General features: G+C 48.8%; 15 protein-coding genes and 1 pseudogene. 9 read left to right on the top strand and 7 right to left on the bottom strand.

Going from position 1 to position 14,629, the window contains the following annotated elements; translation table 11 throughout:
• The 4 genes from ACWA6V_RS06700 to ACWA6V_RS06685 all read left to right on the top strand — a co-directional run.
• Positions 1-560: S1 RNA-binding domain-containing protein (locus ACWA6V_RS06700; protein ID WP_449521751.1), on the top strand; the 560-nt coding region annotated here is incomplete at its 5' end.
• A gap of 66 nt (positions 561-626) precedes the next feature.
• The gene (locus ACWA6V_RS06695; protein ID WP_449521750.1) at positions 627-968 is read left to right on the top strand and encodes a zinc ribbon domain-containing protein YjdM; all 342 of its coding nucleotides are present in this window, start codon (positions 627-629) and stop codon (positions 966-968) included.
• A gap of 222 nt (positions 969-1,190) precedes the next feature.
• Positions 1,191-4,118 (top strand): DUF748 domain-containing protein, encoded by a 2,928-nt coding sequence (locus ACWA6V_RS06690; RefSeq protein ID WP_449521749.1) that lies wholly within the window; start codon positions 1,191-1,193, stop codon positions 4,116-4,118.
• 147 nt (positions 4,119-4,265) lie between these two features.
• Positions 4,266-4,775 (top strand): hypothetical protein, encoded by a 510-nt coding sequence (locus tag ACWA6V_RS06685; protein WP_449521748.1) that lies wholly within the window; start codon positions 4,266-4,268, stop codon positions 4,773-4,775.
• Positions 4,776-4,819: 44 nt separating this feature from the next.
• Here ACWA6V_RS06685 and ACWA6V_RS06680 read toward each other — a convergent pair whose 3' ends face one another.
• The 4 genes from ACWA6V_RS06680 to ACWA6V_RS06665 all read right to left on the bottom strand — a co-directional run bounded on the left by ACWA6V_RS06680 (position 4,820) and on the right by ACWA6V_RS06665 (position 7,825).
• The gene (locus ACWA6V_RS06680; protein WP_449521747.1) at positions 4,820-5,929 is read right to left on the bottom strand and encodes an outer membrane beta-barrel protein; all 1,110 of its coding nucleotides are present in this window, start codon (positions 5,927-5,929) and stop codon (positions 4,820-4,822) included.
• Between the two features lie 100 nt (positions 5,930-6,029).
• Positions 6,030-6,794, bottom strand: a complete 765-nt coding sequence (locus ACWA6V_RS06675; protein WP_449521746.1) for a sulfite exporter TauE/SafE family protein — start codon at positions 6,792-6,794, stop codon at positions 6,030-6,032.
• 121 nt (positions 6,795-6,915) lie between these two features.
• Positions 6,916-7,437: a hypothetical protein gene (locus tag ACWA6V_RS06670; protein ID WP_449521745.1), complete on the bottom strand. Its 522-nt coding sequence runs from the start codon at positions 7,435-7,437 to the stop codon at positions 6,916-6,918.
• Between the two features lie 82 nt (positions 7,438-7,519).
• The gene (locus ACWA6V_RS06665) at positions 7,520-7,825 is read right to left on the bottom strand and encodes a hypothetical protein (protein WP_449521744.1); all 306 of its coding nucleotides are present in this window, start codon (positions 7,823-7,825) and stop codon (positions 7,520-7,522) included.
• A 246-nt stretch (positions 7,826-8,071) separates the two neighbouring features.
• Between ACWA6V_RS06665 and ACWA6V_RS06660 the strand changes: the two genes are divergently transcribed.
• Complete coding sequence (locus ACWA6V_RS06660; protein WP_449521743.1) at positions 8,072-8,554, top strand: nuclear transport factor 2 family protein; 483 nt, start codon at positions 8,072-8,074, stop codon at positions 8,552-8,554.
• Positions 8,555-8,573: 19 nt separating this feature from the next.
• Positions 8,574-9,134: a glutathione S-transferase family protein gene (locus ACWA6V_RS06655; protein WP_449521742.1), complete on the top strand. Its 561-nt coding sequence runs from the start codon at positions 8,574-8,576 to the stop codon at positions 9,132-9,134.
• A 59-nt stretch (positions 9,135-9,193) separates the two neighbouring features.
• Here ACWA6V_RS06655 and yegD read toward each other — a convergent pair whose 3' ends face one another.
• Positions 9,194-10,561, bottom strand: coding sequence for a molecular chaperone (gene yegD, locus ACWA6V_RS06650; RefSeq protein ID WP_449521741.1), 1,368 nt, complete (start codon positions 10,559-10,561; stop codon positions 9,194-9,196).
• Between the two features lie 46 nt (positions 10,562-10,607).
• Positions 10,608-12,098, bottom strand: a complete 1,491-nt coding sequence (locus ACWA6V_RS06645; RefSeq protein WP_449521740.1) for a carboxypeptidase M32 — start codon at positions 12,096-12,098, stop codon at positions 10,608-10,610.
• A 426-nt stretch (positions 12,099-12,524) separates the two neighbouring features.
• Here ACWA6V_RS06645 and ACWA6V_RS06640 point away from each other — a divergent pair, with 426 nt between their 5' ends.
• Genes ACWA6V_RS06640 through ACWA6V_RS06630 form a run of 3 tightly spaced genes read left to right on the top strand, consistent with a single transcriptional unit; the run spans position 12,525 to position 13,956 of the window.
• Positions 12,525-12,812, top strand: coding sequence for a hypothetical protein (locus tag ACWA6V_RS06640; RefSeq protein WP_449521739.1), 288 nt, complete (start codon positions 12,525-12,527; stop codon positions 12,810-12,812).
• 29 nt (positions 12,813-12,841) lie between these two features.
• Entirely contained in the window at positions 12,842-13,453 is a 612-nt protein-coding gene (locus ACWA6V_RS06635) for a glutathione S-transferase family protein (RefSeq protein ID WP_449521738.1), read from the top strand.
• 32 nt (positions 13,454-13,485) lie between these two features.
• Complete coding sequence (locus ACWA6V_RS06630) at positions 13,486-13,956, top strand: nuclear transport factor 2 family protein (RefSeq protein WP_449521737.1); 471 nt, start codon at positions 13,486-13,488, stop codon at positions 13,954-13,956.
• A 78-nt stretch (positions 13,957-14,034) separates the two neighbouring features.
• Here the strand turns inward: ACWA6V_RS06630 and ACWA6V_RS06625 are convergent.
• Positions 14,035-14,629, bottom strand: a pseudogene (locus tag ACWA6V_RS06625) (3-phosphoshikimate 1-carboxyvinyltransferase); the annotation flags it as partial.

Here is a 14,629-nt window from a genome sequence, read left to right as displayed (position 1 = left end):
CTTTGCAGGATTTAATGGGCAACGGTGAAGCACTTCGCGGCCTAAGCCCACGCGATTTCACCGACGAACGTTTTGGTGTGCCAACGGTGACTGACATCATCAAAGAGCTGGAAAAACCAGGCCGTGACCCGCGCCCGGAGTTCAAAACGGCGAAGTTTGCTGATGGCGTCGAAACCATGAACGACCTTCAGCCAGGCATGGTGCTGGAAGGCGCTGTCACCAACGTGACCAACTTCGGTGCGTTTGTGGATATCGGTGTGCATCAGGATGGCTTGGTACATATCTCTGCACTCTCGCACAACTTTATTAAAGATCCACGCGAAGCCGTAAAAGCTGGTGATATCGTAAAAGCAAAAGTGATGGAAGTAGATGTGCCGCGCAAGCGTATCGCCCTGTCATTGCGTTTGGATGATACGCCCGGTGAAAAAGTGGAAGGCAAGAAAGGTGGTGAGCGTCATCAATCGCAAAACCAGCAGCGCGCGGCGCAGAAAAACAATCCTGCCCCGGCAGCTATGGGCAGTATGGGAGCGCTGTTGCAGCAAGCGTTGAAAAAGAAATAGTTCTACCACCAATACTCCTCTCCCAAGCCCTGCTTGGGAGTGCCACACCAAACTGAAGAAGATTATATGAGCACACTACCCGCCTGCCCAAAATGCAATTCCGAATACACCTATGAAGATGGTGAATTATTTATCTGCCCCGAGTGCGCTCACGAGTGGCCAAAAAATGCCGCCGACACCGCGAGCGATGATGCATTAATCGTACGCGATGCCAACGGCAATTTATTAGCCGACGGCGATTTTGTTACGTTGATTAAAGACCTGAAAGTGAAGGGTTCATCATCGACGTTAAAAGTCGGCACCAAAGTAAAGATCAATCGTTTAGTGGAAGGCGACCACGATATCGACTGCAAAATCGACGGCATAGGCGCGATGATGTTGAAATCGGAATTTGTGAAAAAGGCGTGAAGACGCCGGATCACAAATAAAAAAGGCAGCGAGCCAGTGAACTCGCTGCCTTTTTTATTTTCCGGCAAAATTAACTCGATAATTTTTCTGCTATCAACAAACTACGCCAACTAGCCGAGGTCATAACAACTACGCCTTGTGCTACCTTTAGTCACAGCACTCGCATCCAATCTGTCATAGAAAAAATTGAATTACCGTATTTAGTTACCACAAGGAGACACAATGAAAGCGTCCATTGGAACAATATTGACGCAACTTTGGCAGCTGCGCGCGGTAAAGATACTGCTGCGCGTCTGGTTGGTTTATCTCGCTATATGCATACTGATTTTATTGCCGTTGCTCAATTGGGGCGCGGGCGCCATCTATCAGCAGCAAACCGGGCGAGTGTTGCATTACGATCTGATCGATCTCAATCCGTTTACGCTTTCGATTACCGCGCGCAACGTCCAGGACAAGAATCCCGATGGCAATCCACTCTGGTCGGTACGGCGCATCCATCTCAATCTCTCACTGCTGCAAACGATTATTCATTTCGCACCCACAGTGGATGAATTGGAGATTGATGGACTTTGGCTGCATCCGCATAAATTGGCTAATCGCAGCTGGAACTTTGATGATATTCGCCAGCATCGTCTTACACAGGCCACCGCCAATCCAACGTCCACACCAATTACCGATGAGAATGAACTGCCTGCGCTGATCATCAACCACACCCGCGTAACGATAGACTCGCTGCAATTTACTGATAGCAGTGGCGAAGAGCCATTTCATACCAGCCTCGACAACATCCAGTTTGAGTTGCAGGATTTTTCCACGCTGATTGATGAAGCTCAGCCATATCAATTGCAAGCGGCAATGGCCGATGGTGGCGAGTTGATCTGGAAGGGTAATTTGTCTATCAAAGGTGCACACAGCCAGGGCGAATTGGCGCTCAACAAGATCGATCTGCAACCTGTGTGGAAATATTTTAAATCCCGGCTCAATTTCACTCTTCAAGATGCACACCTCAGCCTCGGTGGCCAATATAAGGTGCAGTGGAAAAAAGACATTATCTGGTCACTAACCCAAGGCCAATTAACGCTAACCGATAACAAGTTGCGCAGCGGTAAAGCAAGCGCACGCGATGTTGAAATGACCCTGGGCGAATTGAAACTGAGCGGCATTAGCGTCGCCAGCCAAACCCAACAACTGGCCGTAGCCGATGTGCAGGTCAACGGATTGCAGCTGTCCAGTTGGAACCACGGTGGGAATAACGGTCTGGCACGCGCCTTTGTCCTGAAAAGCCTCGCGGGCGATGCAGCACCTGCGACCGGTAACAGTGGCGCGCCCTGGGTGGTGTCGGTCAATAAGTTCGCGCTCAACAATGCCGCTATCGATTGGCGTGTCGGCGATTTAGATCAACATCAGTTTAAAGCGCGCCAATTAAACCTGACCGCTGCCAATATCGATACCAGCGGCGCCAGCGCGATGACAGTCCAACTCACCACCGATATCGACCAGAGCATCAAGCTATCCGCCAAAGGGGATTTCAATCTCGCCAGCCTTGATGGCGACTTTGCTACTGACCTGACCAGCGTGCCGGTCGCCCTCGCGCAACCCTTGCTCGCACCTTATATACGCGCCGATATTATGAGCGGGCAAATACACACCAAGGCTGACCTGCAGTTGCGCGATGGGCTGCTCACTCAAGTCCTCAGCAATGGCTCGATCACTGATATCAAACTGCGTCCGACCACAGACACTCAGGAGCTGCTGACCTGGAACAGCTTGAAATGGAGCGATTCGCAGGTCGATTTGACCAGCCAACAAGTTGAGATCCCACTACTGGAATTAAGCGGCTTCGACAGCCGTTTTGTCATCACCAAAGAAGGTAAAACCAATTTGCAGGCGCTCTTTCCCGAAACGCCCATTGCGACCGCGACGCCTGATGCCGCGACGCAAAATGGATCAGCTAATGTCAGCGAGCTCGATGCCCCTTGGCATTTCAACCTGCACAAGTTTGTGCTGGATAAAGCATCGTTCCGTTTCAACGATGAAACCCTCACTCCCAACTTTACCGCTGCAGTGCAAAACTTTAGTGGCACTATGACCGGCCTTTCATCGGATACCAGCAAACCCGCCCTGTTCAAATTCCACGGCGATGTGGACGGCTACGCCCCGGTTAACTTGCAGGGCAAAACCCAGCCCTTCCTCACACAACCTCTGCTCGATGCACGGCTCGATTTTGAAAACCTAGACCTCGGCGGTTTTAGCGGTTACTCCAGCACCTACGCCGGCTGGCGCATTGAGCGCGGCCTGCTCACCGCCAACCTGCATTACCGCTTGAACAAAGGCTTGATCCAGGGGGATAACCATATCGAGATGGACCAACTGCAATTGGGTGAGCGGGTAAACGACGCGAAAGCGATGGACGTCCCACTGCGTCTTGCATTGGCGCTACTCACCGACGAAAACGGCCTCGCCACTTTGGATATCGGCGTGAGCGGCAACCAGAATGACCCGAGTTTTGATATCGGCAAAGTCATCCGTCAAGCAGTGCGCAATTCACTGATCAAAATTGTGAAATCCCCCTTTACCCTGCTCGCCAAATTGGTCGGCAGTAAAGAGGATTTAGGCTATTTGCCGTTTAACTCCGGCTCATCACAACTGCTCACTACCGCTACGCGCAAGCTCAATTCACTGCAGCAAGCGCTGAAAAAACGCCCGGAGCTGCGCATCGAACTACGTGGTAGCTATGACCAAAATACCGATCTGCGCGGGTTGCGCCTGTCACAAGTCAAACAGGTATTACTGGAAGAGCATGGCTTGGAGAATAAAGATATCAAGGCGCAAAACGAGCGCTGGCAAAAAGCGGTGGTGGCGGAGTATCGCAAACTGGGTTTGAAAAGTGATGCTGAACCAAACCCGGTACAGATGCATGAGCAGTGGCTCCAAACCATCGTAATCGCGCCGGAAGCACTGATCCAATTGGCAGCGCAGCGCAGCATCAACGCCAAACAATTTTTGGTGCAACAGCTGAAAGTCGATAACAGTCGCGTGCTAATCAACTCCAACCTGGATTGCACCCAGGCCGATGCCTGTAGCCGCCGCATAGTGAAGCTGGATCTGTCGGATTTAAATCAAGCGGCACCCGCGTTGACCAGCCGCTGAAAACTGGTCATCAGAAAACAAAGAAGCAAAAGTTGGGGCTGGCACTTAACTTTGTAATTTGTGACGCAAGTCAGTAATATCGCCGCCAAAATGTTTTGTGAATAGATTGATTAGCGCTCACAGGAGAAAAAGGCAATGGAGCAAAATGTGAAAATGATGATTGGCGGTGCGGCCTTGTTTGTGCTGGGAGGCATTTCGGTTTACCTCCTCACCAGCCGCCCTGACGCGGCAATCCCTCCCGCCTACACACCACCAGCTCAAGCAGCACCTGTTGCGGAAATAACCTCGCCCGTCCCGTCCCCGTCCAGCACAGATGTAGAAACCACCATTACCGATGCCGAATCTTTTTACGAGGCCGCTGAAGCTCGTCGCGAACAGCAACTTGCAGATAAAGCTGAAGCCGATAGACTCGCCAAATTAAAAGCAATTAAAGAGCGCAGTGTGGAATGTAAGTTTTGGAAGCAACAACAAAAAACATCCAGTGCTGCAGCAAAAATAGAAGAGAAAATTATTCAGTACTGCACACTGCAAACCAGCAGTAGCAGCATGAGCACGTCGAGTGATAGCAACACCCCCAGCAGCAGCATGAGCACGTCGAGTGATAGCAACACCCCCAGCAGCAGCGCTGAATCAACAACTGCAAATGCAGGCGCTTAACGGAAAAGCTACGCCGGCACATATCCCTGTGCCGGCGACATGGATTAGAAGCGGTAATTAACGTTGGCTGACAGGGCGGTGAAATCCCATGTCTCGTCATCTTCGTCAACTTCGCCTTTCAAGTCATCGCGCACCAGCAAACGGTATTCAAGCCCAGCACTCAGCTGCTCGGTGATCGATGCGCTCACACCTGCACCCACAGACGCGCCTGAAAAACTGAAGCTTTCTGATTCGCCCTCAATCAATTCCTCATCATCGTAATAAGCCTCTTCCTCAAACTTAATACGCACAGATGAAAAACCGAGCAACCCATACAACTCCACCTTGTCAAAACTGACGCTGGGGCGATAGTAGAGCGACACATAGTTTAATGTCAGGTCAACACCCTCTTCACCGGCGTTGTCGGAGGTCCCCAAACGCATCTCCACGGTGGCCAATGGACTGTGGCTATAACCACCAATTAATTCAACCGCATTCCAGGATGGTTCATCCCCTCCATCATCCTCATCCATTTCCTCATCATCACCTTCATAACGAGGCTCATCGACTTTCAAATCGATCTTGGCAAGCCCGAGCCCTGCATAAAAACCGCGGTCTTGTGGGTTGATAGATTGGGAGCTGGAACCAGTCGCAGAGCTTGAGGATCTTCCACCGGAGAAACGATAATCCAAGCTGGCGGTGAAAGCATTAAGGTTTACATGCTCATCGCTATCATCCACTACAACACGGTACTCAAGATTAAAATTGAAGTTCCTGCTCACAGGAAAGCCAACACCTGCTCCATAAGAAGGCCCAGCCAACGACAGATCGCTGCCCGTTTTGGATTTGATATTTGCACCGCCGAAGCCTACTAACAGATAGGTTTTGGCGGTGTCATTTGCACTTTCAGTGCGATAGTAAAGCCCACCATATAAAAGCTCAGGCGAACCGCCCACACCAATTCGAGACTCGACCCCAATAAAAGGATTGTGTTTGTAACCACCAGAAACTTCCAATGCAGTCCAGTCCGGCTTTTCACTTAACGATGCATGGGCCTTGCCTGAATAATCAATCTGGCTTACACCAACACCCCCATAAAAACCGGCAGGCTCAGTATTAACCGCTAAAGCAGTAACAGGTAAGGTCAGCAACCCGGCCGTTATTATTACTCGCATATTCCATCTTCCTTCTTGATTCAGTTGTTTTTTTGTTCTAACTATACTCACTCGCGGGCGAATCATACCCAATTCATCAATAAATACCAGCTAGTGCAACTTATCCCAATAAACCCAGCACGCCCTCATAGGCCAACTTGATCCCCGCCAGCAATAAAAACCCATAACTAATCCAATAAAAAATACGGTCAGATACGCGATGATGTAAATAAACACCGAGCCAGACACCAAGAGGAGCAAGTGGTAACAACGCAAGCGAGGTGAAAAATGATCCTCCACTGATCTGGCCGAGCCAGACATACGGAATCAGTTTTATAAAATTGATGATGGCAAAAAATAAAATCGTAGTACCCGCCAATACGGATTTGGATAAATGTTGCGGCAATAAATAAATCGCAATTGGCGGTCCGCCCGCATGCGCAATGTAACTGACATAACCGGCAATGCTGCCCCAAAAACTGCCTGCGAGTTTGTTAGGCCGCCGCTGCTCCAACCGCTCTAAAAAATGTTTACCCCATAAATAATGCGCAACAAAATAAATCGATAAAAGACCTATGATCAAGCGCACCCAATCAGCATTGGTCATCTCAAATGTCAACGCCCCAGCGATAGTACCCAGCAATGCGCCGGGCAATAAAATTTTTAGATTGAGCTTGTCCCAAGTGCCACGAAAGCTCCACAGACTGAACGCATCCATACTGCACAAAATCGGCAATAAAATTGCAGCAGCAAGACGCGGATCGATCATTAGCGATAACAGCGGTACGGCGAGCGTGCCAAAGCCGCCGCCAAAACCACCTTTGGACATGCCGACTAAAATCACTACAGGAATGGCGAGCAGGTAAAACGAGAAATCACTGATCATAGGAGGGCTGCGCAAGCTGATTGACTAAAGACCTTGGCAGCATGATGAAATTGAACAGATTTATCCAGCGCTATCCCTGCGCCAGAACAAAAAATTATTGGCTCATACTTCTCTCTTCACACTATTCGAGAGTGACGGGATAGTAGTCATATTCGCAATAGCCGGAATTGGAATCGCAGACTTCGATAAACATGTACACTTTTTGCGGAATTTGATCAATCAGCGGATAAATATCCGTCTCATGCACAAAGCCATCACAGGACATATAAAAATCATTTGCATATTCACATACCCAATTGCCCGATTGATCGCAAGCGCGCCCCGCCCCGCACCACTGCGAATGAATTAACAAACTGCCATTAATGGTCGCTCTATCGTTAATTCTCAGGGATACCCGATAGTCTTCCAAGCTATTCACATCCCAGAAAATTTTGTAGCGACCATCGTTAATGAATGGATTAAATGCGAGCGCAGGATGCTGAGGCGTAGCTGTGTCGGTGTTATAACTATCGACAATATCGAACGCATACAATTCAGGAACATAGTCTTCATGGGGATCATCAACCGCAACAGTGTCACTGCCACAGCCTGACAAGAAAAAAGAAAGGGAAAACAAAATTGCAGCGGGCAGGATTTTTATCATGGCACAACTCCGATGAAGTAGTCGAAGTTGATACTAGGGCTGAACCACTGAATCCTGCCTGAACAATTGAGACCCCAAAAAGTTAATGCCGTAAATGCAATTGCGGTTTTAAATTCACCGAGCCATCCTCCTCCAGCTGTGCATGCTGGGTTGATTCTGAATTAGCAACCATCACTATCGGCTGCATAAACAATGGTCGACGTACAAACCACAGATGCCAACCAAAACTCTCCAGGCTATGCAAAGCGAGCAACTGGGATTCATTAAGGTAGCGTCCGAGATCGATAGGGACTGCTTTCTGGACACCGCGCCGATTATCAACAACGTGCTGTAAACGCTCGGCGAGAGTGGATTTGGGGGGTAATTTTGATGTTCCAGATTCCGGCATGTTGCAACTCCCTTAACCAATTAACTAACCCTGTAGCAATTATCAAAGTGATGCGTGATAGGATTCACATTAAGTGTCGCGAGAATAATCAATATTGTCAAAAACCGTGTTGGAATATCCAGATGGGCTATCAGCATGCTTTTACATATTTGATATGCACAAAACACCCCACTAACCGCTAGAATCAGCTCCACTATAAGAACGCTAACTCGGTCGCTTCACTCACTCCAGAACAGGGTTTACTCCATGATCCACACTTATTTAAACCACCCGGTCATCAAAAGACTTTTATTCATCACCAGCTTTTGTGTAAGCACCACTGTAATAACCAATAGCGCGATGGCAGATAGCTCAGAAACGGAACGAGTCAGTAAAAAAATAGCGCAGTTGCGCATCGCCATGATCGATGGTGACGAAAAGGCACTGAAAGAACTCTCATCACCGCAGCTAAGTTATGGCCATTCCGGCGGCCAGATTGAAGATCAAAAAGCCTTTATTGAAAAAATTGCCAGCGGCAAATCCGATTTCGTCACAATGGAATTGACCGACCAAACCATCAGTATTTCAGGTGATGTTGCCCTGGTGCGACACAACCTGAGTGCAGACATAAAAGACGGCGGTGTACCCAACACCATTCATTTGGGTGTATTACTGGTGTGGCAAAAACAAGCCGGCGATTGGAAACTACTCGCGCGCCAGGCATTTAAATATCCACCGAAAATTCAATAAATAATCCAGAGAAAATGCTATGAAACTTTACGGCAGCTACACATCGCCTTTTGTTCGCCATGTGCGCATGGTGTTATTAGAAACAGTACAGCCCTGTGAATTTGTCGAGACCGACCAAGCAGGCAGCACGGCAAAGTCGCCCACGCAGCGAGTGCCTTTTCTTGAGGATGGCGATGTATTTTTAACTGACTCTGCGTCGATCACCAAATACCTGCGTGAAAAAGCCGGACAGGAATACTGCAAAACTGCGAAAGAGTTGGATGATGTGTGTTTGGTCAACACACTCATGGATGCAACGGTAAATTTATTTTTTATCAAGCGCGATGGAGTAGATATTACTGGCATACCTTACTTACAACGCCAGGCAGCACGCATCCAAACAACGCTTGCGGAATTAAATCAACAACAATGGCCAACAACCACCCCCTATAACGATGCACAAATCCGCCTCGCCTGTTTTATCGGCTGGGCAAAACTGCGCAACCAGATTGATTTCTCCAGCTATAACAATTTGGAAAAATTTTATGTGGGCGCCCTCAGCTATCCTCACTTTATCGCGACACAACCGCCGCAAGGTTAAAACAATTCTGAAATTTTCAAGTGAATAGCAAGATACCGCATCCATCACTAGCGGGTTAGTTATCCAAACACCCGCTTCGCCCAAACCCCCAGACCCGCCGCCACGCTGCCAAAGTGATCACCATCGACAATCGCGATTTCCTCGCCGAATAATTCGCGGATGAGGCTGCGAATTAACGGCGATTTGGCGCTGCCGCCAGTGATGTAGACGATATGCGGTTCTATACCCGCCTGTTGGGTTGCCTCACTGATCAATGCGGTGATTTTTTGCAGGAGTTGTGCGCTGGCTTCAGCGTAATCGCCTGCACTGCATTCAGGCGCTAAATTTGGCTCAATAAAATCCAATGGGAAACGATGCTGTGCTTGTGACGAAAGCGCTATCTTCCCCAGTTCCGCTTCACGCACTACGGCAAAATTATGTTTTCCTTCGCGCATTTTTATAAAGCGCTCCAGTAATTCCAACTCATGGGTTTCACGCGTTAATCGCTCCAACAGGAGTTTGGTTTTGAGATCATAAAATTCCGTTTGCGCGCCTATATCATTAATCGCCATCGCATTCACAAAGGGCATCAGCGGCATGGGCAAACCGGTTTTCAGGGGCGATGACATACCAAAGTGTGGCATCAAAATTTTTTGCGCGAGTTGGATATCAAAATCATTGCCGCCAATACGCTCACCGGTATGGCCAAGAAAATCCTGCGCGCGATCCAATTGCTGAATATGTTGCGGCCCCATCAACACCATGGAGCAGTCGGTAGTACCACCGCCCACATCTACCACTAACACGGTTTTGTTTTCCGTCAAGCGCGTTTCAAAATCAAAGCCGGCCGCGAGCGGTTCAAACAAAAATTCGATATCGGTAAAGCCGACACGCTTGCCCGCGGCAGCCAAAATAGTTTGCGCTTGCTGGTTACTTTCCAGCGCGTTGATACCCTGAAAATTTACCGGGCGACCAATTACCACCTGGGTGATATTTGCTTGTAAATGCTGTTCAGCACGATTTTTAATATTGAGCATCATAGCCGCAACAACATCTTCAAAAAAATCGACCGACTGCTGGCGCAAGCCGCTTGCGCCTAAAAAAGACTTGGGCGATTTAATAAAATAGCCTTCACCCGGCGCACTAATATAATGCGCTATGGCTTCACTGCCGAAAAAAATACCCTCGCCCACCTGATCGAGATCATGCTCGATTTTTCCCGCGCGCGCCTGGCTTAACAGTGCCGCGCGGCTCTGGGCATAGCTGCGTTTGTCACTGTCATCCGTCAATTGCGCTGCAATCAACTCGGCGATAAATGAGCGCTCCAGCGCATAGAGGGTAGATGGCACAAACGCATCGCCACCGTAGAGTGGAATTAATTGCGCCGCGCCATTATCGATAAATGACATAGCGCAATTGGACGTACCGTAATCAAAGCCAACAAACATAAATCAATTCCAACAACTGCAGAGATAAAATAATATTCACCAAAACCTATTCTGCTGATAAATAACGGCGCTCAAGATGGGCTTTAAAATAACGTGCATTCAGGGGTTCACCGGTAGCGGCAGTCATCAACTCATCCGTCGATAACAAACTCCCCTTGGCCCAAATATTATCCTTGAGCCACTGGAACAATTCACTCAAATTACCCGCAGCGATTTTCTCCCGCAGCTGCGGAATAGCACGATCTGCCGCAGCAAATTCTTGTGCAGCATACATTGCGCCCAATGTGTAGGATGGAAAATAACCGAAAGAGCCCCCTGCCCAATGAATATCTTGCATACAGCCATTGCGATAATTGCCTTCAGTTGATAACCCCAAATAAGCCTGCATTTTTTCATTCCAGAGCGCAGGAATATCATCAACTTCGATATCACCCTCAATCAATGCCCGTTCAATTTCGTAGCGCAAAATCACATGGGCAGGATACGTCAGCTCGTCGGCATCCACGCGGATAAAATCGCGTTTCATTCGTGTATTGACTGCATAGAGATTAGCTTCAGTAAACGCAGCATCCTGCTCGCGCCCGAGCAATTTTGCAGCCATAGGTGCCAGCAGTTTGGTGAACTCCGGCGAACGCGCCAATTGCATTTCAAAAAATAAACTTTGCGATTCGTGCACACCCATCGAACGCGCCTCACCCACCGGTAACCCAGCCCACTGCTGCGGCAAATTTTGTTCATAGCGCGCGTGACCAGTTTCGTGGATCACACCAAACAGCGCTTTCATAAAATCACTTTCATCGTAGCGCGTGGTAATGCGCACATCGGTGGGCACGCCGCCGCAAAACGGATGCGCACTCACATCCAAACGGCCGTGGGTAAAATCAAAGCCGAGCAATTGCATGGCCGCCAAACCCAATTCTTTTTGCTGAGCAATCGCAAAAGGCCCCTGCGGCATTATGAACGTTTTGCGCGCTTGAATATCCGCCGCGCGCTGGATAAATTCCGGCAGCCAGGTTTTTACCTCACCGAACAACACATCCAATTTTTCACAGTTCATGCCCGGCTCATAAAGATCCAGCATCGCATCGTAGCGGCTCAATGCTGTCCCTGCTGCGCGAATTTTCGCCTCTTCTCGCGCTAATTCCACTACTTTTGACAGATTGGTTTTAAAACCTTGCCAATCATTATTTTTGCGCTGTTCGCGCCATGCATGCTCGCAAGTCGAATTAGCGAGCGATTGCACCATCACCAAGTCTTCCGGCAATTGATTTGCCTGCTGCCAGCGGCGCTTGATTGCAGCGAGGCTCACGGCTTGTTGTGCATCCAGCGTTTCCGTTTCTGCAGCCGCAATCCAATCCGCCAATTGCGGAGCAGTGGTGAGTTGGTGAATCAATACCGACAATTCCGCCATAGCCGCACCGCGTGCGTCATTGCCGCCGTCGGGCATCACCGCGGCCTGATCCCAGGAACAGATGGCATCGAGGTGGTTGAAATGGGAAATTTTTAAAAAGTGTTGCTGCAATTGTTGATATGACATAAAAACACTCTCATTCAGATAAATATTGGCAAGTAAAAAATACGCCCCCGCAATTTAATCGCCATTAGATCAATTCAGCGATTTATTTGCACGCAATCGTTCCGCCATCACATCAATAAAGCTGCGAATTTTTGTCGCGGCATAACGGTCTTCGCGATGCAAAATTTGCATTTCGGTGAATCTATCGATGGATTATTCCAGTTTTGAAAACAAATAATTAATAGATGTGAGTATCCTTCACCTTGAAGGTAGTTGGCAATATAGAGCCCAGGATTTGCTATCGACCACCCGAGGCATTTAGCCATACCACGCGCATTTTCTGATATCACCTTCACACCAAGCGTTAAGGCCACACAGGAACAATAGGGCACCCGTGAAGGCAATCGCAATTTTGAATTGGCGGATGAACGCATCAGTATGATACTCATGGAGTATCCAAGACGCAGTCGGTTAAAACCTTGGGGACGCGCGCGTATCGTGCATGAGAGCGAACAGCCGGAGATTATTGCTGCGCTGGAAGATCCCGCTTATCGCGCCCGTATCGAGCGCGCAATGGTGATCACTATCGAAGCATTTGATTGGAACTGTCCGCAACACATTACTCCGCGTTTTAGTGAGGATGAAATACGCGCGTATGTGGAACCCATTGTTGCTGAGAATGAAAATTTAAAAGCACAATTGCAAATGTTGCTAAAAAACCAACCCACAAATTAATCAGTAAATGAAAAAAGGAAAGACAACCCATGCTGACACTTTATGAATTTGGCCTATCCGGCAACTGCCACAAGGTTCGCCTGTTGCTATCGCTGTTGGGTTTGCAATACCAAAGCCAGTTGCTGAACAGTGCTGCACGCGAACACAAAAGCGACGATTTTTTAAGCTTGAATCCTTTTGGACAAACGCCAGTTTTAACCGATGGCGATACGGTTGTGCGCGATAGCCAAGCAATTTTAGTGTACCTCGCGCGCACTTATGGTGCTGATGACTGGTTTCCACAAGATCCAGCGAAGGCAGCCGAAGTGATGAGCTGGCTTTCAACCGCTGCCAATGAAGTGGCGCGCGGCCCCAATGCAATGCGCCTGCATCACAAATTTGGCCGCGCCATAAATATGGACGAAGCAACGCAAATTACCGCTCAACTATTATCGGTATTAAATTTGCATTTGCAGTCACATCAGTGGCTCGCCAATAACACACTGACGATTGCCGATATTGCAGTCTATCCCTATATCGCATTAGTCAATGAAGGCAAGTTTGATATTGCACCTTATGTGTATGTGCAAAGCTGGATGAAGCGAATAGAACAGCTGGCCGGATATATCAGCATGCCCGGCATCCAACATTTTGCAGAATAGTCGTTTTAATTTTCTTGTAGAGGTAATTACGCATGACTGAATCACGCCCACCATTACCACCCTTCACCCGCGCAACTGCAATCCAGAAAGTGCGCGCCGCCGAAGATGGCTGGAACAATCGCGACCCACACAAAGTATCACTCGCTTACACAGTTGACAGCCAATGGCGCAATCGCCATGAATTCCCTAAAGGCCGTGCGGAGATTGTGGAATTTTTAACGCGCAAATGGACGAAAGAAAAAGAATATCGATTAATTAAAGAGCTGTGGGCTTGCGAAGGTAACCGCATCGCCGTGCGCTTTGCCTACGAATGGCACGACGATGCAGGCCAGTGGTTTCGCTCCTACGGCAATGAAAATTGGGAATTTGATGAAAACGGCTTGATGCAAAAACGTTACGCCAGTATTAACGATTTACCAATTACCGAAAGCGAGCGGAAATTTCATTGGCCACAAGGCCGCCGCCCCGATGATCACCCAAGCTTGAGTGATTTAGGATTGTAGAGAACAAGTTTGAAATAGAAAAATGCCGCAACCAGTGCGGCATTTTTTTAAGCTGGACAATTGGCAGTCAACAACTGTTTATTTAACGACTGAGCCAAACACGTCAAAGTAAGTAGGGAAAGTTTTGGCAGTACATTTCGGATCATTAATCCGCACTGGCACGCCACCAAAAGTCGCGAGCGAAAAACACATCGCCATGCGGTGATCGTCGTAAGTATCAATCGCCGCATTCGGAATTAAATTTTTCACCGGAGTAATGCGCAACCAATCCTCACCTTCTTCCACTATCGCACCGAGCTTGCGCAACTCAGTCGCCATCGCCGAAATACGATCTGTTTCTTTCACACGCCAGCTGGCGATATTGGTCAAGCGCGATGGGCCATCGCAAAAGAGCGCAACCACAGCAAGGGTCATGGCCGCATCGGGGATGTGGTTGAAATCGCGATCAAAGGCTTTAAGAGGCAGGGATGGCGCTGTAGCTTCAATCCAGTTTTCGCCCTTGGTAATGGTCACTCCGATTTCTGCGAGCGCATCGGCAGACGCCACATCGCCCTGGATACTCTTTGCGCCTACACCTTGCACGCGCAACGGGCCAGCACCTAAAGCACCCGCAGCGAGGAAATAAGACGCAGAAGACGCATCGCCTTCCACATACACAGTCGCAGGGCTGGCA

It is taken from the genome of Cellvibrio sp. (assembly GCF_053579595.1).
The sequence above is the reverse complement of the archived record's forward strand: the minus strand, read 5'-3'. Positions and strand labels throughout refer to the sequence as shown.

What these genes read in the sequence shown, in the direction of transcription:
- ACWA6V_RS06695 (WP_449521750.1), top strand. Translation starts at nt 627, where the DNA reads ATGAGCACACTACCCGCCTGCCCAAAATGCAATTCCGAATACACCTAT.
- ACWA6V_RS06690 (WP_449521749.1), top strand. Translation starts at nt 1,191, where the DNA reads ATGAAAGCGTCCATTGGAACAATATTGACGCAACTTTGGCAGCTGCGC.
- ACWA6V_RS06680 (WP_449521747.1), bottom strand. Translation starts at nt 5,929, where the DNA reads ATGCGAGTAATAATAACGGCCGGGTTGCTGACCTTACCTGTTACTGCT.
- ACWA6V_RS06675 (WP_449521746.1), bottom strand. Translation starts at nt 6,794, where the DNA reads ATGATCAGTGATTTCTCGTTTTACCTGCTCGCCATTCCTGTAGTGATT.
- ACWA6V_RS06670 (WP_449521745.1), bottom strand. Translation starts at nt 7,437, where the DNA reads ATGATAAAAATCCTGCCCGCTGCAATTTTGTTTTCCCTTTCTTTTTTC.
- ACWA6V_RS06665 (WP_449521744.1), bottom strand. Translation starts at nt 7,825, where the DNA reads ATGCCGGAATCTGGAACATCAAAATTACCCCCCAAATCCACTCTCGCC.
- ACWA6V_RS06660 (WP_449521743.1), top strand. Translation starts at nt 8,072, where the DNA reads ATGATCCACACTTATTTAAACCACCCGGTCATCAAAAGACTTTTATTC.
- ACWA6V_RS06655 (WP_449521742.1), top strand. Translation starts at nt 8,574, where the DNA reads ATGAAACTTTACGGCAGCTACACATCGCCTTTTGTTCGCCATGTGCGC.
- yegD (WP_449521741.1), bottom strand. Translation starts at nt 10,561, where the DNA reads ATGTTTGTTGGCTTTGATTACGGTACGTCCAATTGCGCTATGTCATTT.
- ACWA6V_RS06645 (WP_449521740.1), bottom strand. Translation starts at nt 12,098, where the DNA reads ATGTCATATCAACAATTGCAGCAACACTTTTTAAAAATTTCCCATTTC.
- ACWA6V_RS06640 (WP_449521739.1), top strand. Translation starts at nt 12,525, where the DNA reads ATGGAGTATCCAAGACGCAGTCGGTTAAAACCTTGGGGACGCGCGCGT.
- ACWA6V_RS06635 (WP_449521738.1), top strand. Translation starts at nt 12,842, where the DNA reads ATGCTGACACTTTATGAATTTGGCCTATCCGGCAACTGCCACAAGGTT.
- ACWA6V_RS06630 (WP_449521737.1), top strand. Translation starts at nt 13,486, where the DNA reads ATGACTGAATCACGCCCACCATTACCACCCTTCACCCGCGCAACTGCA.